Source organism: Romboutsia sp. D33t1_170424_H2, assembly GCF_015669105.1.
GTDB classification, from domain to species: domain Bacteria; phylum Bacillota; class Clostridia; order Peptostreptococcales; family Peptostreptococcaceae; genus Romboutsia_C; species Romboutsia_C hominis.
This window is the reverse complement of record NZ_JADOZQ010000003.1, coordinates 44598-71587: the sequence shown is the minus strand read 5'-3', so window position 1 is coordinate 71587 and position 26990 is coordinate 44598. Positions and strand designations below refer to the sequence as shown.

Here is a 26990-nt window from a genome sequence, read left to right as displayed (position 1 = left end):
AATATAATGCTAAAGAGGAGACAAGGTGATTAATAATATAAATAGTAATTCATATAGCAATTTATCTAAAGCAGTATTAACAAATAGAAATAATCAAGCTAAGACAATACAAGATAAGTCAGCAATAAAAATAGATTTAGAGGCAGTATCAAAGGAACAATTTGCTAAATTAAATAAATCTCAAAAAGAAGAAGTAGCAAATTTATTAAAGCGAATTCAAGGAGAGATAGCAAAGGCAGAAATAATAGCAGTAAAAATAGTTAAGGGAGAGACATTAAATTTTGAAGAAAAAAAGTTTATAAAAGAAAAATATCCAGATTTAAAGCAAGTAGCAGAAGAATCTGCAAAAGAGGTAAAAGAATTAAAGCATGAAATAAAAAATTTAAAAAGTGAAGAACAAAAACAACAAGTAATATCAAAAGCAATAAATAATATAAAACTAATGAATAAAAAAGGAATACTTTCTGAGGTACAAACTAGAATTAAAATGTCAGGAATAGAAGAAGTTGAAAAGTTCATAAAGAATATTCAAAAAGAACTTAAAAAGGCAGAAATGATAGCAGTAAAAATAGTTAAAGGAGAGATATTAAATTCTGACGAAAAAAACTTTATAAAAGAAAAATATCCAGATTTAAAGCAAGTAGCAAAAGAATCTGAAAAAGAAGTAAAAGAATTAAAGCATGAGATAAAAAACTTAAAAAGTGAAGAACAAAAACAACAAGTAATATCAAAAGCAATAAATAATATAAAACTAATGAATAAAAAAGGAATACTTTCTGAAGCACAAACTAGAATTAAAATGTCAGGAATAGAAGAAGTTGAAAAGTTCATGAAGAATATTCGAAAAGAACTTAAAAAGTCAGAAATAATAGCTATCAAAATGATTAAAAGTGAGAAATTAACTCCTAAAGAAAAAAATCTTATAAATGAAAAGTACCCAGAGTTAAGACATGAAGTAGAAAAATATATAAATAAAAGTAATAGCTTAAAGGAACAATTAAAGTTATGTAAAAATGAAGAAGAAAGGCAACAAATAGTATCAAAAGAAATTAAGAATATAGAAAATATGAGCAGTAAATGCATTATTTCAGAAAGTGAATTAAAAATAAATATGGCAGCAATAGAAGAAGCTGCCATATTTATAAAAGATAGCAAATTAGAAATAAATAAAGAAGAAAGAGAAAATGATGAAGGTAAGTTATTAAAGTTTATTATAAATCCATATTTCTATGTAGGTACGGTTTCAGATAATCTATCAAGCATATTTATTATCATAGCAATAATAACAATTATTTATCTGTTTTTATAAACATGCTATTCATATTAAAGAAGAGTATTTTTATTTATAGCGTTACAAGAGTTTAGTTACAATAGATGATTAATAATCCTATAGATTTATACATAAAAGACGTATATAGAATATATATACATCAAAATAGTTAGTAGAGAAAATTGGAGGATTATAATGGGACTTTCAGAAAATACAAGCCAAACGAAAATACTTTTAGAGTCTGGCACTAATGAACTTGAGATTATGGAGTTTACAATTTCAGGTGAAGTATTTGGTATAAATGTAGCAAAAGTACGTGAAATTTTAATGGCTCAAGAAGTAAAGAAAATGCCAAATTCACATGACGTTGTAGAAGGTGTATTTAAGCCAAGAGATGAGATTATCACGGTTATAGACCTTGGAAAATATTTAAATCTTCCTAAGCCAAAAGATATAGGACATGATATATTTATCGTTACTCATTTTAACAAGTTAAACTTTGCATTCCGTGTAAATTCAGTAGTTGGGATTGATAGAGTTTCTTGGAAAGATATAAAAAAACCTGATAGAGTTATATATGGTGGAGATGAAGGCGCAGCAACAGGTATTGCAGAATACAAGGATAGACTTATAACTATATTAGATTTTGAAAAAATAATTGCAGAAATTAGTCCGGAATCAAGTATTCAATTTGAAGCTATAGAAAAGTTAGGCGATCGTAAATGTAATGATAAAACTATTTTAATAGTAGAAGATTCAATGTTACTTTCAAAACTTATAATCGAGTGTTTACACAAAGCAGGCTATAAAAACACAGTTAAGGCAGATAATGGACAAGAAGCATGGGATTATTTATTAGAAGTAAAAACTTGTGGTGACCCAATTGAAAATCATGTTTCTTGTATAGTATCAGATATTGAAATGCCTCTAATGGATGGTCATAGGCTAACAAAACTTGTTAAAGAAGACAGTGTTTTAAAAGATATTCCACTAATACTATTCTCATCTTTAATAAGTGAAGAAATACGTATTAAAGGTCAGGCACTTGGAGCGGATGAACAGATAACTAAGCCAGAAATAGTTAATCTTGTTAGCATTATAGATAGATTAACAGAAAAATAATAAGGAAAAATTAAATAGGGTTAAGTAAAATACATTTTAAATATATCAAATATAAGAAAATATTATCATAAGCGTATGATAATATTTTTTTATTTATTTTAAAATATATAAAAAAATTTATAAAATAAAAATATATTGACTATAAAAAATTAGATGATATAATAATTATATAAATCAAATGATAATAATTATTAATAACAAAAAATAATGATAATAATTACATAAATAACAACACGGAGGAATGACATGAAAAGATTAAAATCATTAGTAGTATTAGGTGTAACAATAGCTACTCTTGGAATTGTTACTGGTTGTTCGGGAAACAGTAACAATGAAGATAGTAATAAAAAAGAAGAAACAAGAGTAGTACAATCAGTAAAAGGGGAGGTAGAAATACCAGCAGATCCTAAAAGAATAGTTGATATATCTGGAAGTAGTGAGGAGCTAGTTTTACTAGGTCACACTCCAGTAGCTACAGCAAATGTAGATTCATATGAAACAGATAAAGTTCCATCATACGTAGAGGATAAGTTAGGAAAGTCAAAAGTAGTTGGTCACTCAATGATGGATACTATGGATATAGAAGCAATATTAGCATCTAATCCAGATTTAATAATAATGGCACCAAGACAAGAAAAGATATATGATCAATTAAAAGAAGTAGCTCCAGTAGTTATGCTAAAAGATGAAGCAAATGATTGGGAAGCTAAACTTAAAGATGTAGCTAAGTTATTTGGACAAGAAGAAGAAGCTCAAAAATGGTTAGATAGCTACTATACAAAAGCTAAAAAATTAGGTGATGAAATAAAGAAAGCTAATGGGGACAAAACATACTTAACAGTATTAGCTAGTCAAGGTCAATTTATGGTATTTACTGAAGGTGGTATAGGGACAATATTAAAAGATGATATGGGATTACCTCAACCTGCTAATATGCCTAAGCAAGATGGAATAACTTTACCAACTGTTACTATGGAAGGTTTAACAGAGATAGATGCAGACCATATAATAGTTATAGCTACAGATTCAGATAAAGCCGATTTAGAAAAAAGTACAGTATGGCCAGAAATTAGAGCTGTAAAAGAAGGTAACGTAACAATACTTGATGCAAGTCCATACTTTAGTCAAGCATACAATCCAATAGGAAGAGAATTATTATTACAATCAATAAAAGATGAAGTTGTAAAATAATATAAGTATATAAAGTAGGTGGTAAAAGGATATAACTTTTGTCACCTACTATTTAATTTATAGAGAATTAATTTCAATTAAAAAATAATTACAATTAAATTTTATGGGTATATTTAAAAGAGTATTTCAGTTAAATTTAATCTAAGGAGGAACTATGAAAAAATTAAGCAAAAAAACTTTAGCTTATTCATTTATGCTTATAGGAATAATATTGCTTATAGCTGGAATAGTTATGTCTATTTCACTAGGAGCGAAAGATATAGATTTTCAAACAATAATACATAGCATATTTACAAATAGTAATGATGTAAGTATTAAGATAGTTAGAGATGTTAGGATACCAAGAGCTATTTGTGCAGCTCTTGTTGGAGGATTCTTAGCAGTAGCTGGAGCTATAATGCAAGGTATAACTAGAAACCCTATTGCAGAACCATCTGTAATGGGTATAACACAAGGAGCTACGTTTATGATAGCAGTAGCTTTTGTATTACAAAGGGTATATAAAAATTTAGTTATAGGAAGTTTTGGGTTGATGATATTTGCATTTTTAGGAGCTAGTATAAGTGGACTTTTAGTTTATTTTATAAGCTCAAGGTCGGCAAGGAAAGTAGATCCAGTAAAGCTTGCTCTTGCAGGAACTGCATTAGGTACTTTACTTATATCATTAGCTATGGGAATCTCAATGTACTTCAACTTATCTCAACAGCTAAGCTTTTGGATTTCTGGAGGACTAGTTAGTGCTAAGTGGGAAGGTGTTAAACTACTAGCTATAGTAGGAGGAACTGCATTTATAGGGGCTATGTTTATGGCACCTAAGATAACTATTTTAAGTTTAGGAGAAGAAGTTGCCATAGGATTGGGACAAAGAACAAATGCAGTTAGGTTTGTGAGTTTAATAATAGTAATATTTTTAACTGGAGCATCTGTTTCTGTGGCTGGAAATATAGTATTTGTAGGATTAATAGTTCCTCAAATTGCTAAAAGAGTAGTAGGAGCGGACTATAAATATATAATACCTAGTTCAATGATATTAGGTTCAGTTTTACTTGTATATAGTGATATTATGGCTAGAATGATTAATCCTCCTTATGAAACACCGATAGGTTCTTTAACAGCATTATTAGGAGTTCCTATGTTTATATACCTTGTTAGAAAGGATACAAAATAGATTATGAATATAAAAAAGAATAAAAAATTTATTATGATTATAGGCATTTTAATGGTATTAATATTTGCTACATTTTTAGTTAGTTTAAATATGGGATCGCTGTCTATAGAGCCATTAGATGTTATAAAAACTTTAGTAGGACAAGGATCTAAAAGTCATGAAATTGCTATATTTAAACTACGATTACCTAGAATAGTGATTGGAATTCTAGTTGGAACAGCTTTGGCAATAGCAGGTACTATTTTACAAGGTGTTACTAAGAATGATTTGGCAGACTCAGGAATACTAGGAATAAATTCAGGAGCTGCATTATTCGTTGTTATATACATTTATATTATGAATGGAAATGTATATGATGGTATAAGTAATATGACTATATTTACAATGCCAATAGTTGCATTATCAGGGGCTATATTTGGAGCATTTTTAATTTATATACTTGCATGGAAAAACGGAATAAATTCATCTAGATTATTGTTAATAGGTATAGGTATAAATGTAGCATTTACATCATTGCTTACAATATTCCAATTAAGATTTACAACACAAGAATTTAATAGAGTAATGGCGTGGACTTCAGGAAGTATATGGGGAGCAAGCTGGAAATATGTATTAGCAGTTTTACCTTTTATATTAATATTTACTTTGCTTACAATATATAAATCTAGATATTTAGATGTACTAAATTTAGGAGATGAAGTGGCAACAGGGTTAGGTATAGAGGTTGAAAAAGAGAGAAGAAGATTAATAATATATGCTGTAATATTAGCAGGTGTAGCGACTTCTGTAGCAGGAAGTATAGGCTTTTTAGGATTAGTTGCACCGCATATAGCTAGAAAATTAGTTGGGCCTAAGCATAAAAAGTTAATTCCTACAGCTGCACTTGTGGGAAGTTTAATTTTACTAGTGTCTGACACTATAGCTAGAAATTTAATAGCACCTATGGAAATCCCTGTAGGAATAGTAGTAGCAATAATAGGTGTTCCATACTTTATTTATCTGATGCTATCAGAATAAATAATTTCATTTTAAATAATCGAAATAATTAACCAAAGGAGATAAAAATGAACTGTATAAATACTAAAGATTTAAATATTTCATATGGAAATTTAGATATAGTAAAAGATTTAAATTTAGACATACCAAAAGGAAAAATAACTACGATAATAGGGTCTAATGGATGTGGAAAATCAACTATATTAAAAACTATAGCTAGAATTATACAACCTAAAAGTGGTGACATATATATAAATGATAAAAATATAAAGGAACAAAGTCCAAAAGAATTAGCAAAAACTATGGCAGTTCTTCCACAAAGTCCTCAGGCTCCAAGTGGCCTTACTGTAGAGGAGTTAATAGCTTATGGAAGATTTCCTCATCAAAAGGGATTTGGTAAATTAAAAAAAGAAGACAATGATATAGTTACATGGGCATTAAAATCAACGGGAATAGAGGAATTTAGAGATAGACCGATGGAAGCCTTATCTGGAGGTCAAAGACAAAGAGCTTGGATTGCCATGGCACTAGCTCAACAAACAGATATACTTATACTTGATGAGCCAACAACATATTTAGACTTAGCTCACCAATTAGAAGTATTAAAGTTATTAGAAGAATTAAACAGAAAACAGGGAACAACTATTGTTATGGTAATACATGAACTTAACAATGCAGCTAGGTTTGCAGACTATATGATAGGTGTTAAAAAGGGTAAAATAGCATGTCAAGGTAGTGCACATGAGGTTATGACAAAGGAAAATCTTAAAGAGTTATTTAATATAGATGCTGAGATTGTTGAAGATCCTAGAACTCAAAAACCAGTATGTATAACTTATGACATGGTGGTATAGGAGTAATTTATGGAAAGTCAACAAGCTTTAAAAGAAGATAAAATAGGAAGGTTACTACTTAAGTATTCAGTACCTGCTATATTAGCAATGATGGTAACATCTTTATATAATACAGTAGATAGAGCTTTTATAGGTTCTATTAAGGATGTAGGAGCACTTGCTATATCTGGACTTGGAGTGACAATGCCTTTATTTACAATACTAGGAGCATTTTGTGTAGGAATTGCTATTGGAGGAAGTACTAATATATCTATAAAGCTCGGTGAAGGTAATAAAGAAGAAGCTGAAAGAATATTAGGAAATACATTTGCTTTAGAAATAGTTGTTGCTATAGCAATAATGATAATAGGAGCATTCTTTTTAGATGATATACTTTATATGTTTGGAGCTAGTATTGATACTATTAAATATGCAAGAGATTATATGAGTGTAATATTCTTTGGTGCATGGTTTAATTTGCCAGGGTTTGCACTTAACAGCGCAATAAGAGCAGAAGGTAGACCTAAGTTAGCTGCTACGATGATGATAATAAGCTGTATTCTTAATCTAATACTAGATCCCATATTTATATTTGGATTTGATATGGGAATAAAGGGTGCAGCTATAGGAACTATAATGTGTCAACTTTTAGTATTTATATGGTCAACTTATTACTTTACATTAGGGAAATCAAATCTTAAGTTAAAAATTAAAAATACTAGGTTAGAAAAAAGACTTTTAAAAGCTATTATATTAATAGCATTAACTCCATTTTTTATGGAACTAGCATCAGGTTCTATACATCTAGTAACAAATAGAGTACTAAAAACATATGGTGGAGACTTAGCAATAGGAGCTATGACAACCATAACATCTATATACTTGATATTTTTAATGCCTGTATTTGGGCTAAGCCAAGGAATGCAAACTATAATTGCATATAATTATGGAGCTAAGCAATATGACCGTACTAAAAAGACATTGTTAATAGCTATGATAGTAGCAACAATAATATTAACTTTTGGTTTTATACTTATTAGACTATTCCCAGAGTTATTTATTAGTATATTTACAAAAGATAGTAAACTTACTGAATTAGCTATGAATGGAATAAGTATTTATACATTTACATTGCCAATAACAGCTATTACCATTTTAGGAGCAGTATATTTCCAATCAATTGGTAGTGCAAAGATATCTATGTTCCTAAGCTTATTAAGGCAAGTAATAATATTGATACCTGTTATACTTGTAGTACCTAGAATATACGGATTAAATGGAGTATGGTCATCACAACCGATAGCAGATATAATTGCTATGATTATAGTAGGTATATTTTTATTAAAAGAATTTAAAAAAGTAAAAAACATTTAAAAGTAAACACCCATATCAATATTTGATAGGGTGTTTTTATAACTACAATAAAATGGTAGTTACAAAAAAGTGCCTAATTGTTAATGTCAATTAAATTTGTTATATTAAACATATAAATATAATGAAAGGATTTTAAGTATTAAATGTACTTAGAAATAGGCATAAGATTATGACTGATAAATTAACTTACAAAATACAAAATTTACTTCTTACAAATGAATATACAGATATAAAAGTAAGCAGCAAAGTAAATGGTGAAGAAATGAATATAAAAGAGGCTAATATAAAATTTAGATATGAGCCTAAAGAAGATAAAGGATATCTAAGTTTTGGAGAATGTAAAAATACTACTGTATGTGAAGTAGAAGACAGTGCTATAGATGAGATAGTAGTATATGATGATTCTTTACGTATAGAAACAAAAGAAAAGACATATTACTGTTATAAAGATAGCGATAAGATGTATTTTTAATAATATAACGTTTAGTTAGGTAATGAATAAAATTTAATCTAAAAGTATTAAAGGTAAAAGAAGATGCTATCATAGTCTTATGATAATATCTTCTTTTATTTTTATTCAAAATCAGAAAGATCTAAAATCTCACTCTAAAAATAATAACTATGGACAAGTTAAATTATATTTTTAGCAAAAGGAATTTTATATAATTGTGATATTGTTTTAAGTTTGAATAATTTACAAATAAAATATTATATAATATAATAGAATAATCAAGCTAATAATTAAAATGTGCTTATAAATTAAGATTATATGCTGGATAAGAAGTGAGCTTTAAGCTTGCAACTTATCCAGCTTTTTATATCATAAATAAGTTATTAACATAAGGAGGAAAGAAAATATGAGTGTTTTTGTGAAAGAAAAATCTTTTTATAAAGATGTACTAAAAATTAGCATACCGATAGCTATGCAGGGACTTATAAATGTTGGTGTAAGTATGACAGATACTATGATGTTAGGCTCTTTTGGGGAGATAACACTATCAGCAGCATCCTTAGCGAATCAATTTTGTTTTATATTTTTAATTATTAACTTTGGACTAGGTGGAGGAGCAGGTGTATTATCTGGTCAATTTTGGGGCAAGAAGGATATAAATTCCATTAACAAAGTATTATCAATATTGATAAGAGCTAGTATAGCTTTTGCTATAATTTTCTTAAGTTTATCACAGTTTATGCCAGATAAAATAATGTCTATATATACTAGTGAATTACCTGTGGCAGATCAAGGAGTAATGTACCTTAAGATAATATCATTATCATTTATATTCCAAGGAATATCTACTACAGTAAATATTTTGTTTAGAACAGTAGGGTCAGTTAAAGTTGCTTTATTTGCATCTTTAACATCTTTTGGATTTAATATTTTTCTAAATTGGGTTTTAATATTTGGTAAATTAGGCGCACCAGAACTTGGAATACAAGGAGCAGCAATAGCTACTCTTATAGCTAGAATTATAGAATTTACAGTGGTAGTTACTTACTTATTTAAGGTAGATAAAAAACTTAACTTCAAATTAAAGTATTTACTTACTTTAGATAAAGAGCTACTTAAAAGTTATATAAAAATAGGTGGACCTGTTTTAGTAAGTGATCTTATACTTGCTCTTGGTCTTAACATGGTATCTGTAATAATGGGTAGAATGGGTTCAGACATGGTGGCGGCTAACAGTATATCTGCTGTTGTCCTACAGTTTACTAATGTATTTTTAATGGGTGTATCTAATGCAAGTGGAGTTATTACAGGAAATACTATAGGTAAAGGAGATTATGAATCAGCATATAAAAGAGCTGTTACGTTCTTGGCTATGGCTATTATATTAGGGTCATGCTCTGGAATAGTTATATTTAGCCTTAAATACATTGTAATAGATTTTTATAATATATCAGATTATACTAAATCTATTGCCTATCAATTAATGAACTCAACGTCAGTTTTAGTAGTATTTATGTCTGTCGCAACACTTCTTACAAAAGGGGTACTTAGAGCTGGTGGAGATACTAAGTTTTTAATGATTGCGGATGTATTATTTTTATGGATTATATCTATTCCACTAGGATATGTAGCTGGGATTGTTTTAGAATTACCTCCAGGAATAGTTCTTATTGTATTAAAATCAGATGAGATTTTAAAGGGAATTTGGTGTGTGTTTAGATTATTTAGCAAAAAGTGGATTAGAGATATTGATTATAAAGAAAAAGATAATAAAAATCTAGAGGCTTGTGTTAACAATTAATATATAAAAAGATACTACAATAAATTATGTAGTATCTTTTTTGTATAAAGGATTATAGGAGATTTAGTCGAATATATTATCTACTAACACTAAGTCAAAGGGGATGACAAGTAAAATAATGAATAGAGTTGATGAAAGAGATACAATGTTTGCTAGATCAAATTATGAAAAGGGTAGTGAGGCTTATGTAGATTACTACTCGAGAAATCCTGAAAAAAAGGATATAGATGATAGCATAAGAACTAGACCTTATCTATGCAGTGAGGAAAGTATGACGTATAATCCAACAAATTCACCAATGGCTTTGTCTGCATTTGAATTTTTATCAGACATAAAGCACTTATGTGAAAACAAACCTAAACCAGAAAAGGTAAAAGTAAATAAAAAAATAATAACTAAGAAAATAAAGGGGTTTGCAAAACAGTATGGAGCTAAATTAGTAGGGATAACAGAATTAAAAGACTATCATTATTATACTCATAGAGGAAGACATGAAGAAAATTATGGTGAAGAAATAACTAATCATCACAAATATGGAATAGTATTTGCAGTAGAGATGGATAAAGATATGATAAATAGAGGACCTATGATAGCAGAAGTTATAGAAACTAGTAAGTGCTATGTAGATGCATCTATAGTTGGGATGGTACTTAGTTATTACATAAGAAACCTAGGCTATGAAGCTAGAAATCATATGGACTCGAATTATTTATTGATGCCAGTTAGGGTGGCAAAAGATGCTGGACTTGGACAGATAGGAAGAAATACTATTTTAACTACTAAAGATTATGGCTCAAGAATAAGACTTGGAGTGGTAACTACAGATTTAGAATTAGATGTAGATGAGCAAATAGATTTTGGGCTAGATGACTTCTGTAAATTGTGCAACAAGTGTGCACATTTTTGTCCTTCGCAATCTTTATCCAATAAGCCAGATAAAGATTCTTGGGTAATAGAGCAAGAATCTTGTTACATAAAATGGTTGTATATGGGGACAGATTGTGGGATGTGTATATCAGTATGTCCATTTGCACAAGAGTTAGAAACTATAAAGGAAGTAAATACTTTTAAAGATAATCAAGAACTTATAAAAAAGGCTCTTGATGAATATAAAGAAAAGTTTGGTAAAAGACCTTTCGTTCCAGGAAATCCTGATTGGTTAAGGTAAACATATTGAATTAAAATAAGCTGTAGGTAAAGTTGTATTAAACAAACTTATCTACAGCTTTTATAAATTTATTTAATCATCAAAATCCTTATACAAAGAGTACTCATTACAATCTATAAAATAAATTTTTTCTATATCTTTTATATAAAGTTTATTTATGTCATCTGTATAAGAAAAGCTAACTCCAATACCACAGTTAGAGCTTAAATTTCTGGGAACTGGAGAAGACTCATTTTCCATACCACTTTTAGTTAAAAATCTAGAAAATTTAATAGCGCAAGAATGAGTAAACTTTTTATATTTTGACAAGCAGCATTATTATCTACCAAAACTTCTACACCTTGAGGATTTTCTTCTAAACCCTTCTTAGCCATGAGTACAGGTTGAAGACAAGAATATCCTCTAGCATCTATTTTTTTAGCCAATACTAACATCTACTTTTAATTTATTTTTTATATCTTTATCAGCCTTGCAACTGTAATATGAAATGATACCAAGTATAAAAAAGCATACAATCACAGCTATTTGACTATTAGATGTAGGTCCTTTTGAAGAAGATGCTAATTGGAAGTTGTGACAAAAAGCTGCTCCAACAAGCATACCAAATATAGTTATTACAGAGTCAATATTTCCCTCGCCAGATAAAATTAATTGTCTCATAGGACAACCACCTAATAATACAGAACCCCATTCTGCTAATACCATACCTAAAAAATTCCATAAACCATCTGTATGGGCTACTGGCTGATCAGTAAATCCAGGAGTGAAGAATCCAAAAGTTAAATTCCCTATAAAAGCAGCTACTAGCATAGCTAAAAATCCTAATAAAAAATAATAATCTTTAAACAATATTAAATCTCTAAATCCACCAACCATACACAATCTAGTTTTTTGACATATAACTCCAACGGCTAGCCCTATTGTTAAAGCTATAAAAGCTGGAGCATGCTGAGAACCAGGACCTTCTTTTGAGAATAATAATAAAGCAGAAGATGATATTAGCATAATGAATAATACAATATTTATAGCTGGGAATAAAAATCCTTCTAATTTAATTTGTTTGTAACTTCTTTTGAGAGAGAATCCTTTTCGCAAGCAAACTATACCAATAAGTATACCTACTACAAAACCACCTATACCAAATAAAGCATTTAAATCTCCACCTGCAAGTCTAAGCACCATTCTAGTAGGACAACCTAAGAACATTAATGCTCCTATCATTACTATAAATCCTAGATAAAATCTTATAAATGGAGAAGAGCCACCACGAGACTTAAATTCACGACTACCAAGTGCTAAAATAAAAGAACACAGCACCATTCCTATAATTTCAGGTCTTATATATTGAACTATTTCAGTTATGTGAAGACCTAATGAATCTGCAATATCCCTAATAAAGCAAGCTACACATATTCCCATATTCTTTGGATTTCCATAAAGTACGGATAAAACAGATATAATTCCAATTATAGCTCCACCGATAATGATGTTTCTTTTTTCCTTCATTAAAAATACCCCCATATGAAATTGTTAGATACAAAATACTTTTCCACGCAAAGTATAACATAGCCATTTTGTAGATAATTAGGTAAAAATGTAGTATAGAAAAATTCTAAAATACTCATGTAAAGATAGATAAAAACAGTATAGCAGTAATAAAAATGAATGATATATTAAACTTAAGATATATTTAATTAGGGGGAAAAATGGATAAGATACATTGTGATAATGGAGCAACATCATATCCAAAGACAACATTAAAGGGTGGAACTATGCTAGATTATATAAATAATGTAGGTTGTAATGTAAATAGAGGTGCATATTCATCATCCTATGAAGCGGAAAATGTTCTATATGAAACTAGAGAATTAATATGTGAATTATTCAATTTTGATAAACCTAAAAATGTTGTTTTCACACCTAATATTACAACTAGCTTAAATATGGTACTTAAAGGCTTACTAAAAAAGGTGACAATGTAATAGTTTCTTCTATGGAGCACAATGCAGTTATGAGACCGTTGAATTCTTTAAATGACATAACGATTACAAAAGTTAATTGTAACTTTTTAGGCGAAATCAAACTAAAAGATTTGTAGGTGGAATAAAAGGAATAGATAAAAGTTTGTTAGTTGGAAAGCTTGATACTAAAAATAGAACTTCGGTAGTTTCTCTTGATTTTAAAGAAATTGATAATGGGATAGTATGTTATATGTTAGATAAAAATTACGGTATATCAACTAGAAGCGGTCTTCATTGTGCACCTTCTGCTCATAAAACACTAGGAACTTTTCCTAATGGTACAGTTAGATTTAGTTTTGTGTACTTTAACACAGAAAAAGAAATAGATTATATTATTGATTGTGTGAAAAATATATGGATAAATAAATAATTCATGTTTTATAATATACTTTAAGAAAATGGATAATCATTTTAAAATCAATTTATATTTAAAGATCTGAATAAGGGGAAGATATGAAAATAAAGGACATAAACTGGAAGGATATATCATACCTAAAAGAGGGGAATAATACTCAAAGAAAAAGTTATGAAATACTTAAAAGAATAAATATATTTGAAGTACTCAAGGATTACAACCCAATACTGATAGGAACTATTCCAATACAAATAAACATAGAAAGTAGTGATCTAGATATTGTATGTGAAGTAGAAAACTTCGTTACTTTTAAAGAAGTATTAGTCAATGAATTTGAAATAAGAAAAGGATTTAAAGTAATAGAAAATAGTATAGAAAATATAATAGTATGTAACTTTTATGTGGATGATATAGAAATAGAGATATATGCGAGCAAAAATCATTCAGAGAAAACCAACGGATATAGACATATGGTGATAGAAGCTAGATTGATAGAGATTTTAGGAAAAGATTTTAAAAATAAGATAATAGCTTTAAAAAAGAGGGGATTAAAAACAGAGCCAGCTTTTGCTAAACAACTAGGATTAAAAGGTAATCCATATGAAAGTTTACTAGAATTAGAAGAATACTATGATGATGATTTAAAAAATTTAAAATAATATTAATATAGAAAAATATAAAGAAGTTATTATGCTTATTTTTAGTATAGTAACTTTTTTATTATATAAATATTATATAAAGTATTGTATATTAGATTATGAAATAACATATGCAAATTAACAAATGAGGTGTTTATATGAAAAATATTTTTTATTATGAAACAAAGTTTGGAAAGATAGGAATTGCTGAAGATGGAAAAGGAATAACAGATCTTTATCTAGCAGAGAAACTATCATCAGAAGATATGAATATTGAAGAAACACCCTTAATTAAAGAAACAGCAAAGCAACTTCAGGAATACTTATTAGGACAAAGAATAGAATTTAATGTACCACTTTCTCTTAACGGTACAGAATTTCAAAAGCTAGTATGGAATGAACTTAAAGATGTACCATATGGCAAAACATATAGTTATAAAGAATTAGCTCAAAAAATAGGTAAGCCAACAGCAGCTAGAGCAGTGGGAATGGCAAATAATAAAAATCCTATATTAATAATAATTCCATGCCATAGAATTATAGGTGCTGATGGAAGTTTAGTTGGTTATGCTGCGGGGTTAGATATAAAAAAACAATTATTGGATATGGAAAATAATAATTAAATAGAAGTATATTAACATTATATGGAGAAGGGATATATGAACGAAAAAATTAGAGAAGAACTTTTGAAATTATCAGAAGAAAAGTATAGAGAATTTTCTTCAAGGTTAATACCAGGAATTGATAATATACTAGGTGTTAGACTTTTGTATTTAAGAAAAATAGCAAAGAGCATAGCTAAAAAAGATTGGAGAGAATATCTAAAAAGTGCCAATAACACATATTTTGAAGAGGTTATGCTACAGGGGATGGTAATAGGATATGTTAAGGATAGTAATATAGAAGAAATATTAGTATATATAAAAAACTTTATTCCTAAAATAAATAACTGGTCTGTATGTGATAGTTTTTGTAGTGGGCTTAAAATAACTAATAAAAATAAAGAAATAGTATGGGAATTTCTAAAAAAATATTTATCATCAGAAAAGGAATATGAAGTAAGATTCGCAGTAGTAATGATACTTAATTACTACATTGATGAAGAATATATTAGAAAAGTGCTTAAAGAATTAGATAAAGTAAATCATGATGGATACTATGTAAAAATGGCTGTGGCCTGGGCAGTATCAATGTGTTATGTTAAGTTCGAAGATATAACACTAGAATATTTAAATAATAATAATCTTGATGATTTTACTTACAATAAATCTCTCCAGAAAATATGTGAATCTTTAAAGATTGACAAAGAAAGGAAAGTCTTAATAAAATCAATGAAGAGATAGTAAAAATGGGCTAATTTACCTTAACATAGCCCATTTCTATTTTTTTACATACAAGGATTTTATATTAAGAACAAAACTGTTGATAAATTATGGATATAAGATATATCAACAAGTTTGAAAATGTAGAAAAATATATTTTGAGCAACGGACGTAGTCGTTGGCGACATGAGCGAAGCGAATTTTTTATTTAGATTACTTCCAAGATATTTGTGCTTCTTTTCTTGGAGTTGTTCTTTGATATTTTACATCTGGATATCCGATAACCATGCAAGTTACAATTTTTTGATTTTCGTTCAGTCCTAAGAAGTCCATAATTTTTTTATTTCCTTCAGCAGATCTTGTAAAGAATCCACTAAAGAAAGTTCCAAGGCCTAGAGCATTAGTCATAAGTTCCATATTAGAGGAAGCTAAACTAGCATCTACAGGATTATCAGAAACTACAAGTATTACAGCAGGAGCATTGAAGAATAGACTATCCCTACCAGTAGGATTTGCTTTAAATTCTTCATACATTTTTACCCACATCTGGGCATATAGCTTTAAATTCATTGTTTCAGGTGTTAAGTTAGCAAGCATATATTTACCCATATCACTTAATCTTTCTAAAGACATTTCTTTTAAAGTTTCTATGCCATCTTTAACTACAATATAAGATACATCTTGTGCATTTCTTGCTGTTTGAGTAAATCTCCCTGCTTCTATGATTTTAGAAAGTTTTTCTATTTCTACATCCTGATTTTTAAAGTGTCTTACACTTCTTCTAAACTTGATAAAGTTTAGTAAATTATCTGCATCAATAGAGAAATCCTCTTTATTATAATCTTTAACTTCATTCATGTTATAATCATCAGTTGATACTGCATTTTTAGGGCATATTGCAATACAGTGACCACATTTAAAACAGGCTACATTTTTAATATGAGCCTTTTTATCTATAAGTTCAATATCTTTAACCATGCAATCTTTAACACATAGAGAACATCCTATACAAAGATCCTTATCTACTTTCATCATAAAAAACACTCCCTTTAATTTATATAATATCTTTCAATTTTAATTTATATGTCTTAATTATTTTGGTATACTAATAAGTAAAATTCATAAGAAAATACAAATATATTTATTAAGGATAATAGTGATTATAGCACTGTTATAACCACTATGTCTAATTTAAAATATTCATAAACATATAACTTTTAGTTATAGATTTGATAAATTATAAAAAGGAGTAGAAAATGAACCTACAACAACTAGAGTATTTCAAAACAGTCGCTGAAACCGAAAATTTTACTAAAGCTTCAAAGTTATTATTAGTTACTCAACCAGCATTAAGTAAATCAATAGCAAAGTTGGAAGGAGAACTAAAAGTCCCTTTATTTGAAAAGAGTGGCAGAAATGTCAAACTAACTAGGTTTGGGAAATTATTTTTAGTTCATGCAGAGAGAGCATTGGTAGAGATTGAAAAAGGGATAAAGGAATTAGATGAAATGGTTAGTGATACTACAGGGACAGTTTCTATTTCCTCTACATCTAGAGTAGGAGCTTATTTTATGAATTTTATAATAAGCGATTTCTTAAATGATAACCCTAATGTAAAGTTTCAATTTAACCAACAGTCTGTAACTGAAATAATAGAAGATTTAAAAAAAGGAAAAATTGATATTGGTTTCTATGATAATCATACAGAACCTATTTGGGATATTAATATAGAATCTATACCAATAAAAAAGCAAGAGTATATATTAATAGTACCAAAGAATCATAAATTAGCCGGTAGAGGAGAGGTATCTTTAAAGGAATTAGAAAATGAATCTTTTATAGCATTTTGTGAAGGTAGTAAAGATAGGATTCTTTCTTGTACTGATGCTTTAGGGTATACCCCTAAAATATCAATTCAGCCAAAAGGAGCTAATATAGGAAGTGTAATAGAAGGATTAGTATCTGCTGGAGCAGGGATTTCAGTAGTTCCTGATTCACCAACTATCAATACAAATACACTATCTAAAATAAATATTAAAGAAACTATTAAGGAAAGAATAATATATATGAGTTATTTAAAAAATTCATATATACCTCCAATAGCAAAGTTATTTAGAGATTATATATTAGAATATGTTGATAGAAATTATATAACTTCATCATAAAAAATGTAACTCCTAAGTTAAAGGAGTTACATTTTTTATGTTTATTAATTTAATTCAAGGATCTTTTTTTCTATATTATCTAAATTTTTATCTTCTCCATAAGTTAAATCAACCTTGTGAAGAGGGATAAGTTTAGTCTTGTGCTTAATTTTATAACCTATATATAAACTTAAAAATAGAGGTATACCTATATAAGAAGCTATTAAACCACTCCAGTCAATGCCATCTGGTTTAATACAAGAATAACCTTGACCTATTATTATAACTATACACATTATTAATGCTAGTATAGGTCCAAAAGGATACCATTTAGCAGTAAATTTTAAATCTTTTAAATTATTACCTTGATGAGTATATGCTTTTCTAAATCTATAATGGCATATTGCTATTCCAACCCATGCTATAAATCCAGCAAGGCCAGATGCAGAAACTAACCAAACATAAACAGTACTTTCGGCAAATACACCTGTTAAGAAACAAAAAGATGCAACTATAGTAGTTAATATTAAAGCATTTACAGGAACACCTCTTTTATTAGTCTTAGCAAATAGCTTTGGAGCAAGTCCATCCTTAGCCATAGAGTGAAGCATTCTGCTTGATGCATACATACCAGAATTTCCAGCAGATAATACAGATGTTAATATTACTGCATTCATAAGAGAAGCAGCTCCAGCTATACCTGCTTTCTCAAATACCATAGTAAATGGACTTTCAGAAACACCAGCCTGTGTAAAAGGTATTATAGCACCTAAAACTATTATCGTTCCTAAATAAAATATTAATATTCTCCAAAATATGGATTTTATAGCCCTAGGAATAGTTTTTTCTGGATTTTCACTTTCTCCAGCAGCAACTCCTATAAGTTCGGTTCCCTGAAATGAAAATCCTGCAACTAGAAAAATGGCAAAGATTGATTTTATTCCACCATGGAAAGGTCCATCTTTTATAAAATAATTATGAAATCCTATTTCATCAGAACCAATTATACCAACTATCATTAATACACCTATTATTAAAAATATAATTACAGTAACAACTTTAACACCAGCAAACCAATATTCAGACTCACCGTAGGCTTTTGATGATAGGAAGTTTAATCCGACAATTATTATTAAAAATAATAAACTCCAGTAAACTCCTGGTATGTTTGGGAACCAAAATTTCATAACTAAAGAACCTGCAACCATTTCGGCAGCTATTGTTATAGCCCAGTTGTACCAGTAATTCCATCCAAGTGCAAACCCAAGTGCTGGGTCAATAAATTTAGTAGCATAGGAACTAAAAGATCCAGAGATTGGCATAAAAGTAGCCATTTCACCTAAACTTGTTATTAAAAAATAAACCATAATGCCTACTAAACCATATGCAACTAATGCACCACCAGGTCCTGCTTGATAGATAGTATCTCCCATTGCAAGAAATATACCTGTTCCAATAGAACCACCTAGTGCTATCATGTTTAGATGTCTTGCTTTTAATCCTCTTTTTAATTCTTGATTTTGTTCACTCATTTGATTATCCTCCTTATGGTGTAAATTTTCCATAAGTAAGTAACTAAGATAATAAAATTTATCTAACAATAAAAATGCGCTTAGTTTATGTCGCTAACGACTTCGACGGTTACTCAGATATATTTTTATATTATTGAGTTATTGATATACCTTATATAAGTTATCAGTAATTTTAGGTTTACATAAGGTTTTTGTATACAAAAAAAGCCATGAGACTATACCCATGACAAAAATACGTAAATTATATACAAAAAATACAACGTACCGTACGTTTTCATTGAAAATAGCTCTCCACAAAAATGTGACAGTCTTATGCATATTTTACATAAGCCCAGTAAATAGTATCAAAGCCATTAACTATTTACTTCGGCGAAATTTCCTTTTGTATTATTTCATTGAGCTTACCTCCATAATACTACTCTTAAATTTCGCGCCTCTATCTCAGTTATCTACTTGTTGTTTTAAATTATAACCAAAACAAAAAATAAGTCAATAGAAAAGATTAGATTTTGTACAAAAACAATAAATAATAAGTTTACTAACAATAATTGCAAGTGTTAAAATAGAGTTAACATAGTTAGTAAAAATATAACAAGGAGCAAAAGCATTAAATAAAGAAAATTGAGGGGGAAAGCAAGTGACATTATTAAAAAAGAGCATAGCAAGCATAACAACACTATGTTTAATAACTATAAATCTAACTAGTTTGAGTTTTGCAAGTGAGGATATGCAAAAACAAGAATTAAAAAAAGCTATAGAAAAATCGGAACCATTTGTAGTAAGTGGTAATATAAAGGAAGAGAAAAAAGAAGGTATATCACCTCAACAAATCCTAATTAATTATTTAAGCAATGTAGAAAAAACTTCTACTTTCAAAGTCAAATCAAAAGAAGATGATAAAAATGATTCTCAGGTTATAGTAAGACTTCAACAGTATATAAATAATATACCTATCTATGGTTCAGATTTAGTAGGATGCGTAGATTATGACGGAAATATAAAATCAATTTCAGGATATATAGAGCCAACATCAAAGACATTAAAAGGATTTAACTATAATCCGACTTTAACTAAAGATGATGCGCTTAAGATAGCGAAGGAAAAACTTGAACTAAAAAATGAGTTAAATAAAAGTGAAAAAGTAGAGTTATATTTATATAAAAGCAAAGAAGAATATAAACTTGCATACAAAGTAGATGTAGATATAATAGGAAAAACAATTTATAACAAAACTGTATTTATAGATGCTAATAGCGGAGATATAATAAATCAATATGAAAACACAAATAATATAATAAAATCAGAAAAAATTAAAGCAAAAGGTGTATTTGGAGATGAAAGAGAAATACAAGTAATACATAGACAAGGTGAAGCCGGATTTAAAGATGGGTATTATTTTATAGATTTAAGTAGAGGACCAAAACCTATAAAAACTTTAGATATAAAAGGTCAATATTTTTATCAATATTATTACCAAAATAAAATTCCCTATGGAATGGATAATGATATAAAATATTTTAGTACAACACTAGAAAAGAGTGATGGAAAGTTTGTAGATGCAAACTATCATATAGTAAAAGCTTATGATTTTTATTTAAATAAATTTAATAGAGATGGATTAGATGGGAATGGAAGTAAGCCAGAATTACTTGTAAATGTAAATGAACCAGGAAATGCATTTTCTAGTTTAGTAAATGGAGTTGATATACTAGTTTTTGGAAATGAAAACTCAACAACTTATGATTCCGCAGGCTCATTAGATGTAATTGGACATGAATATACTCATTCAGTAGTAAGACATACTGCTAATTTAAATTATGTATCTCAATCTGGTGCTATAAATGAAGCATATGGAGATATTTTTGGGACTTTAATAGAACATACTTATAAACCAAGTAAAAATTGGACTATAGGAGAAGATTTCTCAAAATATGGATACTTGAGAAGTATGAAAAACCCAGATATAGATAATGTAGATAATATGGAAATATGTAGAAGATCTCATGTACATAATGATAGCTGTGATAATGATTATGTACATGAAAATAGTGGTATAATAAACAAATTAGCTTATCTAATATCTGAAGGTGGCACACAATATGGTATTAACGTTAAAGGTATCGGAGAAGAAAAAATGGGTCAACTTTTCTATGATGCACTTACAGAAGGATTATATTCTCAATCAGATTTTAATCATTTAGGAGAAGTATTATTATTAAAAGCTAAAACAGTAAGTGAAAAGGAAACAGTAGAAAATGCCTTAAAAGCTGTTGGTATAATGAAAGTAAGCCCAAATAATCCTCAAGTAGTTATAAGTAAAATGGTAGGAGAAACTAGATATGAAACATCTATAATGATAAGTCAAAAAGGTTGGGATACTTCTGATAATGTAGTATTAGTAAACTCTAGTTCTATAGCAGATGCTCTTTCAGCCACACCATTTGCAAAATCTATAAATGCACCAATACTTCTAACACCAAATGATAGCTTATATTATAATATTGAACAAGAGATAAAGAGACTAAAAGCTAAAAATGTATATATTATTGGAGGCACAAGTTCAGTATCAAATAATATAGTAAATGAACTTGAATACGATGGATTTAAGGTAAATAGAATAAGTGGAAGAGATAGATATGACACATCATTAGAAATAGCTAAAAGATTAGGCAACATATCAAATATAGCTGTTGTAAATGGAGTTAAAGGGTTAGCAGATGCAGTTAGTATAGCACCTGTCGCAGCCAATAAGAATATGCCTATAATATTAACATCACAAAATGAAAATTTTGATGAAGTTGATAAGTTTATTAAAAAAAATAATATACAAACATCTTATGTTATAGGTGGACAAAGCACTATACCTAATGATATAATAACTAAATTACCTAATTATAAAAGAATAGGTGGAAATGATAGAAATGAAACCAATGCTTTAATTTTGGAGAACTTTTATAAAGAAAAAAATCTAGAAAACATACTTATAGCAAAAGATGGTATGAATAAGCAAGATGATTTAATTGATGCCCTATCAGCGGGAGTATTAGCAGCTAAGAAAAACTCTCCAATTGTAATAGTCGGAAGCAATTTAAATTGGAAGCAAAAAGAAATTTTATCATCTAAAGAAACAAATGAAGCAACTCAAGTTGGTGGAAATGGAAATGAAAATTCATTTAGTCAAATAATTGATATATTAAACAAATAACTAAACCATTTATAAAAAATACTAACAAATAAAGTTAGTATTTTTTTGTTTAAAATCTAACTTATCTGTTTTATATGCAAAAATATGGGAATAAAATTAATATAATAGGTAGAAAGTTTTATCTAAGCAAAAAGAACTTGAAGAATTTAAAGAATGTAGTTAGGAGATATTAAAATGAAGTTGGAAAAAGAAATAATATTAGAAAAAAGAGAAGCTAAAAAGATAGAAAGAAAATCTGAAGAATGTGATAAAAGAGAATTAGAAGTTAACAACGAAAGAAACTACAAAGAAGCGCAAAAAGAAGCTAAAGCTCAACAAAAAGCTATGAAAAAATTAGAAAATGAAAAGTTTGAAGAAAAAAGGGAAGAAAGAAAAATAAATAAATAAATTAAATAGGTATTTATAAAGGTATATAATTTAAGTATTATATGTTTATATAAGTATCTATTTAGATTATTTACTAAAACACTAACTTATTAAAGTTAGTGTTTTTTAATATATTTAAATAATAAATACAAAGATATAAAAAAGTGGATTAATTAAAGGAATTTGTTTAAATTTGTAAAAGTATATTAATAAAGAGGTGAGTTCATATGTTTAACCAAAGTATTGTTTTAGAATTTGACAAAAGGTTAGTTTCAGAAGAAGAGATGATTGAGAATATAGATTATTATATTTCAAGGTCTAGTGAAGGTATGAAGCTCATATCACAGGGAAGGCAAAAGGAGGCTATGAAAGTTTTAAAAGAAATTAAAACGTCATTAAAGAAAGAATACATATATTATAATAAAGAGAAGATTAAACCATATATACATAGAAATAATGTATATAGAACTTATCAATGGGGGATAGTTTTAGCTTATTCTAAATTATATAAAGTCTATTCTTATAAGTATTTGTATGACAATTTGTTTAATGTATGGGATAGTATTTCTAATCATGATTCTTGTTTATTTTTAGGGTATAGAATATAAAGACACTTGTATTAATTAATATAAGTGTCTTTTTAGTATAAAATAAATTTTATTTGTATAAAAAATTGGGTAAATATTATCTATAACTAATTTTATATTTATCCAAATATTTACATAAACATGTTATAAAATTATGAAAAAAGTATATAAAAATTAAGGAAATTTACTGAAAAATATAAAATTTAAGCTAGAATTAGGTGGTATCAAGGGGTATAAGAAAAGTGAATATAAATAGCTTGAATATACACTATATATGGTATAAAATAGAGGTTGTGTTACTACATATAGTGCTTATACAAAGTTAAGTAAAGTGCTAAAAAACAAAAAAGTCAATACTTTTTGCTAAAAAAGTTATTGTTTTTTTATCGAGTAAGACTTGACAAATAAATTAGGAAATATTAGGCAAAAGGAGAGTTTTATGACCAGAAAATTAAATATAATAAAAAGAGATGGAAGAGTTGCAGAGTTTGATAAAATGAAAATCGAAAATGCAATATTAAAAGCTATGAAATATGGTAGTGGTATATATGAAGAAGAAATAGCTAAAAAAATAGCTAATGAAATAGAAGAAAATTGTTATGAAAAATCGCCTTCGCCGACAGTATATCAAATAGAAGATATAGTATATAAGAAGTTAATAGATTATAAACATGAATTGACTGCAAAAGCTTATGAAGGATATAGAGCTGTACAGTCATTTAAAAGAGAAGTGAATACAACTGACGAAAGTATATTAGGATTACTAGACAATAGTAATGAAGATGTTATAAATGAAAATTCAAATAAAAATGGATTATTAGCGTCTACTCAAAGAGACTTAATAGCTGGAGAAGTTTCAAAAGATATAGCAAGAAGAAAATTAATACCAGCACATATAGCGCATGCCCATGATGAAGGTGTACTTCACTATCACGATATGGATTATGCAATTCAACCGATTCATAACTGTATGCTTATAAATTTAGAGGATATGTTAAATAATGGTACAGTAATAAGTAATAAATTAGTAGAATCACCAAAATCATTTACAACAGCTTGCACAGTTACAACGCAAATAATAGCTCAAATAGCAAGTGGTCAATATGGTGGAAACTCTATAACTATAAAGCATATAGCACCATTTTTAAGAGTATCATATGATAAATATTTCAATAAATACAAGGAAAAGTACTCGGAAGAAATGGCCAAAGAATTAGCTGAAGAAAGAATGTTAGAAGAGCTAAAGGCAGGTATACAAACTATAAGATATCAATTATCAACATTATATACAAGTAATGGACAATCGCCATTTTCAACTATATATTTAGAAATTGAAGAAGGTCATGAATATGAAAGGGAAATGGCTTTAATTTGCGAAGAAATGATAGCGCAAAGATTAGAGGGAATGAAAAACTACAAAGGACAAGAAGTAGGAGAAGAATTCCCTAAACTAGTTTATTTATTAGATGAACATAACTGCCTAGAAGGTGGTAAGTATGACTATATTACAAGGCTAGCAGCTAAATGTAATACGAAAAGATTAGTTCCAGATTATCAAAGTGCTAAAATAATGAGAAAGAATTATGAAGGAAATACTTTCCCACCTATGGGATGTAGAAGTCACTTATCTCCATGGAAAGATGAAAATGGAAATTATAAGTGGTATGGAAGATTCAATCAAGGTGTAATATCATTAAACTTAGTACAAGTTGCATTAACTGCAAATAAAGATATGGATAAATTCTGGGAGATATTAGATGAAAGATTAGAACTTTGTAAAGAAGCTTTAATAGTTAGACACGATTTATTAAAAGGAGTAAGATCAGATGTATCTCCAATACATTGGCAACATGGAGGAATAGCTAGACTTAAAAAAGGAGAGAAGATAGATGCCCTTTTAGAGGGTGGATATTCAACTCTTTCATTAGGATATGTTGGAGTATATGAAATGACTCAAGCAATGCTTGGTGTAAGTCACACAACTAAAGAAGGAGAAGCATTTGCATTAAAAGTTATGCACCATTTAAATGATGCTTGCCAAAGTTGGAAGGAAGAAACTGGTCTTGGATTTGGATTATACGGAACTCCTGGAGAAAGTTTAACTTCAAGATTCTGTAGAATAGATAAGCAAAAATTCGGAGAAATTAAAAATGTAACTGATAGAATGTATTATACAAACTCATATCATGTTCACGTAACTGAAGAAATAGATGCTTTTGAAAAATTAAAGTTTGAAAGTCAATTCCACGATATAAGCTTAGGTGGATGTATAAGTTATGTAGAAGTACCAGATATGAGCAAAAACCTACAAGCAGTAGAACAAATAATAAATTACATCTATCACAATATACAATATGCAGAAATAAATACTAAGCCAGATATATGCTATAAGTGTGGATACACAGGTGAAATAAAACTTGATAATGATTTAGAATGGTATTGTCCAAATTGCGGAAACAGAGATAAAGATGAAATGCAAGTTATGAGAAGAACTTGTGGATACATTGGGGCAAATATGTGGGGTAAAGGACGTACTCAAGAGATAGGTGAGAGAGTACTTCACTTATAGAATTTGGAGTGATAATATGAGATTTGCCAAAATAAAAGACAATGACATAGCTAATGGACTTGGAGTAACAATGTCTTTTTGGACACAAGGATGTCCCCACCACTGTAAAGGATGTTTCAATGGAGAAACATGGGATTTTAACGGAGGTCAAGAATTTACACAAGAAGATTTACAATATATTATTGATAATATAAATAAAAATAATATAGATAGAGACTTATCTATATTAGGAGGAGAGCCATTATGCCCTCAAAATGTAGAAGGTGTATTTAATTTATGCAAAGAATTTAAGAAACATTACCCAAATAAAATGATATACCTATGGAGTGGATATACACTAGAAAATTTTGATGAAAGTCAAAAGAAAGTATTAAAATATATAGATGTATTAATAGATGGTAAGTTTGAAGAAAACAATAGAAATCTAAGCCTAATGTTAAGAGGTTCATCAAATCAAAGAGTTATAGACGTAAAAAAGACATTATTAAGTAATAAAATAGTATTTTATGAGCTAGGTTAAGTATGTAGAATGCATCAAGATAAATATAAATTTTATCTTGATGCATTTTTTACATGTAAGTAAATTATATTAAGCACAAAAATGTTAACAACTCATGAAAGTAAAATATGTCAATAGGATTGAAAATGTAAAACGTGACATTTGAGGAACGGACAAAGTCGTTGGTGACATGAAGTGTAGCGCCCACGCAGTGGCTTAAGCGAAGCGAATTTTTTACAAAATAAAAAATTATTATGCTAGAAGAAGTAATTTCATAGAATACTTTAACGTTTAGTTTCAAAAAATGAAATTAATAATTATTATCATTTACAAAAATGATTAATTATGATATACTTTAAATAAATAGAGAATTAATGA

The 26990-nt window shown here is 28.4% G+C and carries 26 protein-coding genes and 1 riboswitch; of the genes, 21 read left to right on the top strand and 5 right to left on the bottom strand.

What is annotated here, in order from left to right:
* Nucleotides 1-25: 25 nt before the first annotated feature.
* The 10 genes from I4U66_RS05090 (at nucleotide 26) to I4U66_RS05045 (ending at nucleotide 11374) form a co-directional block, all read left to right on the top strand.
* Nucleotides 26-1309 carry a hypothetical protein gene (locus tag I4U66_RS05090; protein ID WP_195928564.1) on the top strand — a complete coding sequence of 428 codons (1284 nt, stop codon included), beginning with the start codon at nucleotides 26-28 and terminating at the stop codon, nucleotides 1307-1309.
* Nucleotides 1310-1465: 156 nt separating this feature from the next.
* Nucleotides 1466-2392, top strand: coding sequence for a chemotaxis protein (locus I4U66_RS05085; protein ID WP_092922854.1), 927 nt, complete (start codon nucleotides 1466-1468; stop codon nucleotides 2390-2392).
* Between the two features lie 246 nt (nucleotides 2393-2638).
* Nucleotides 2639-3583, top strand: coding sequence for an iron-hydroxamate ABC transporter substrate-binding protein (locus I4U66_RS05080; RefSeq protein WP_092922857.1), 945 nt, complete (start codon nucleotides 2639-2641; stop codon nucleotides 3581-3583).
* 154 nt (nucleotides 3584-3737) lie between these two features.
* Nucleotides 3738-4751: a FecCD family ABC transporter permease gene (locus tag I4U66_RS05075; RefSeq protein ID WP_195928563.1), complete on the top strand. Its 1014-nt coding sequence runs from the start codon at nucleotides 3738-3740 to the stop codon at nucleotides 4749-4751.
* Between the two features lie 3 nt (nucleotides 4752-4754).
* Nucleotides 4755-5768: a FecCD family ABC transporter permease gene (locus tag I4U66_RS05070; RefSeq protein ID WP_166504805.1), complete on the top strand. Its 1014-nt coding sequence runs from the start codon at nucleotides 4755-4757 to the stop codon at nucleotides 5766-5768.
* Nucleotides 5769-5815: 47 nt separating this feature from the next.
* Nucleotides 5816-6601, top strand: a complete 786-nt coding sequence (locus I4U66_RS05065) for an ABC transporter ATP-binding protein (protein ID WP_092922867.1) — start codon at nucleotides 5816-5818, stop codon at nucleotides 6599-6601.
* A gap of 9 nt (nucleotides 6602-6610) precedes the next feature.
* A complete protein-coding gene (locus I4U66_RS05060; RefSeq protein WP_195928562.1) occupies nucleotides 6611-7954 on the top strand; it encodes an MATE family efflux transporter in 1344 nt (447 codons plus the stop codon).
* A gap of 169 nt (nucleotides 7955-8123) precedes the next feature.
* On the top strand, nucleotides 8124-8426 hold the full coding sequence (locus tag I4U66_RS05055; RefSeq protein ID WP_092922873.1) for a hypothetical protein: 303 nt from the start codon (nucleotides 8124-8126) through the stop codon (nucleotides 8424-8426).
* 385 nt (nucleotides 8427-8811) lie between these two features.
* A complete protein-coding gene (locus I4U66_RS05050; protein WP_195928561.1) occupies nucleotides 8812-10206 on the top strand; it encodes an MATE family efflux transporter in 1395 nt (464 codons plus the stop codon).
* A 103-nt stretch (nucleotides 10207-10309) separates the two neighbouring features.
* Nucleotides 10310-11374, top strand: coding sequence for a 4Fe-4S dicluster domain-containing protein (locus tag I4U66_RS05045; protein WP_240276177.1), 1065 nt, complete (start codon nucleotides 10310-10312; stop codon nucleotides 11372-11374).
* A gap of 72 nt (nucleotides 11375-11446) precedes the next feature.
* Here the strand turns inward: I4U66_RS05045 and I4U66_RS05040 are convergent, their stop codons facing one another.
* From I4U66_RS05040 to yedE, 3 genes are read right to left on the bottom strand one after another with little or no spacing between them, the layout of a single operon-like run.
* The gene (locus tag I4U66_RS05040) at nucleotides 11447-11614 is read right to left on the bottom strand and encodes a hypothetical protein (RefSeq protein WP_243278790.1); all 168 of its coding nucleotides are present in this window, start codon (nucleotides 11612-11614) and stop codon (nucleotides 11447-11449) included.
* An 11-nt stretch (nucleotides 11615-11625) separates the two neighbouring features.
* Nucleotides 11626-11808 (bottom strand): sulfurtransferase TusA family protein, encoded by a 183-nt coding sequence (locus I4U66_RS05035; protein WP_195928560.1) that lies wholly within the window; start codon nucleotides 11806-11808, stop codon nucleotides 11626-11628.
* A complete protein-coding gene (gene yedE, locus I4U66_RS05030; RefSeq protein WP_195928559.1) occupies nucleotides 11792-12880 on the bottom strand; it encodes a YedE family putative selenium transporter in 1089 nt (362 codons plus the stop codon). The genes I4U66_RS05035 and yedE overlap by 17 nt, the downstream gene beginning before the upstream one ends.
* A gap of 200 nt (nucleotides 12881-13080) precedes the next feature.
* Between yedE and I4U66_RS14925 the strand changes: the two genes are divergently transcribed.
* The 5 genes from I4U66_RS14925 (at nucleotide 13081) to I4U66_RS05010 (ending at nucleotide 15731) form a co-directional block, all read left to right on the top strand.
* The gene (locus tag I4U66_RS14925; protein WP_330617295.1) at nucleotides 13081-13356 is read left to right on the top strand and encodes an aminotransferase class V-fold PLP-dependent enzyme; all 276 of its coding nucleotides are present in this window, start codon (nucleotides 13081-13083) and stop codon (nucleotides 13354-13356) included.
* A 142-nt stretch (nucleotides 13357-13498) separates the two neighbouring features.
* A complete protein-coding gene (locus tag I4U66_RS14920) occupies nucleotides 13499-13765 on the top strand; it encodes an aminotransferase class V-fold PLP-dependent enzyme (RefSeq protein ID WP_334298730.1) in 267 nt (88 codons plus the stop codon).
* 83 nt (nucleotides 13766-13848) lie between these two features.
* Entirely contained in the window at nucleotides 13849-14409 is a 561-nt protein-coding gene (locus I4U66_RS05020) for a DUF4269 domain-containing protein (protein WP_195928558.1), read from the top strand.
* Nucleotides 14410-14546: 137 nt separating this feature from the next.
* Nucleotides 14547-15011 carry a methylated-DNA--[protein]-cysteine S-methyltransferase gene (locus I4U66_RS05015; protein WP_195928557.1) on the top strand — a complete coding sequence of 155 codons (465 nt, stop codon included), beginning with the start codon at nucleotides 14547-14549 and terminating at the stop codon, nucleotides 15009-15011.
* A 36-nt stretch (nucleotides 15012-15047) separates the two neighbouring features.
* Complete coding sequence (locus tag I4U66_RS05010; RefSeq protein ID WP_195928556.1) at nucleotides 15048-15731, top strand: DNA alkylation repair protein; 684 nt, start codon at nucleotides 15048-15050, stop codon at nucleotides 15729-15731.
* Nucleotides 15732-15923: 192 nt separating this feature from the next.
* On the opposite strand, the gene I4U66_RS05005 is transcribed toward I4U66_RS05010, so the two are convergent.
* Nucleotides 15924-16745: a nitroreductase family protein gene (locus I4U66_RS05005; RefSeq protein WP_166504814.1), complete on the bottom strand. Its 822-nt coding sequence runs from the start codon at nucleotides 16743-16745 to the stop codon at nucleotides 15924-15926.
* 221 nt (nucleotides 16746-16966) lie between these two features.
* Here I4U66_RS05005 and I4U66_RS05000 point away from each other — a divergent pair, with 221 nt between their 5' ends.
* Nucleotides 16967-17875, top strand: coding sequence for a LysR family transcriptional regulator (locus tag I4U66_RS05000; protein ID WP_166504815.1), 909 nt, complete (start codon nucleotides 16967-16969; stop codon nucleotides 17873-17875).
* 44 nt (nucleotides 17876-17919) lie between these two features.
* Here the strand turns inward: I4U66_RS05000 and I4U66_RS04995 are convergent, their stop codons facing one another.
* On the bottom strand, nucleotides 17920-19386 hold the full coding sequence (locus I4U66_RS04995) for an amino acid permease (protein ID WP_195928555.1): 1467 nt from the start codon (nucleotides 19384-19386) through the stop codon (nucleotides 17920-17922).
* A 276-nt stretch (nucleotides 19387-19662) separates the two neighbouring features.
* Nucleotides 19663-19833: riboswitch (Lysine riboswitch) on the bottom strand.
* 190 nt (nucleotides 19834-20023) lie between these two features.
* Here I4U66_RS04995 and I4U66_RS04990 point away from each other — a divergent pair.
* The 5 genes from I4U66_RS04990 (at nucleotide 20024) to nrdG (ending at nucleotide 26633) form a co-directional block, all read left to right on the top strand.
* Nucleotides 20024-22591 (top strand): cell wall-binding repeat-containing protein, encoded by a 2568-nt coding sequence (locus I4U66_RS04990; protein WP_195928554.1) that lies wholly within the window; start codon nucleotides 20024-20026, stop codon nucleotides 22589-22591.
* Nucleotides 22592-22765: 174 nt separating this feature from the next.
* Complete coding sequence (locus I4U66_RS04985) at nucleotides 22766-22978, top strand: hypothetical protein (RefSeq protein ID WP_195928553.1); 213 nt, start codon at nucleotides 22766-22768, stop codon at nucleotides 22976-22978.
* A 206-nt stretch (nucleotides 22979-23184) separates the two neighbouring features.
* The gene (locus I4U66_RS04980; RefSeq protein ID WP_195928552.1) at nucleotides 23185-23565 is read left to right on the top strand and encodes a hypothetical protein; all 381 of its coding nucleotides are present in this window, start codon (nucleotides 23185-23187) and stop codon (nucleotides 23563-23565) included.
* A gap of 418 nt (nucleotides 23566-23983) precedes the next feature.
* Nucleotides 23984-26113 (top strand): anaerobic ribonucleoside-triphosphate reductase, encoded by a 2130-nt coding sequence (gene nrdD / locus I4U66_RS04975; protein WP_092922912.1) that lies wholly within the window; start codon nucleotides 23984-23986, stop codon nucleotides 26111-26113.
* A 16-nt stretch (nucleotides 26114-26129) separates the two neighbouring features.
* Nucleotides 26130-26633 carry an anaerobic ribonucleoside-triphosphate reductase activating protein gene (nrdG, locus tag I4U66_RS04970; protein WP_092922915.1) on the top strand — a complete coding sequence of 168 codons (504 nt, stop codon included), beginning with the start codon at nucleotides 26130-26132 and terminating at the stop codon, nucleotides 26631-26633.
* Nucleotides 26634-26990 lie beyond the last annotated feature (357 nt).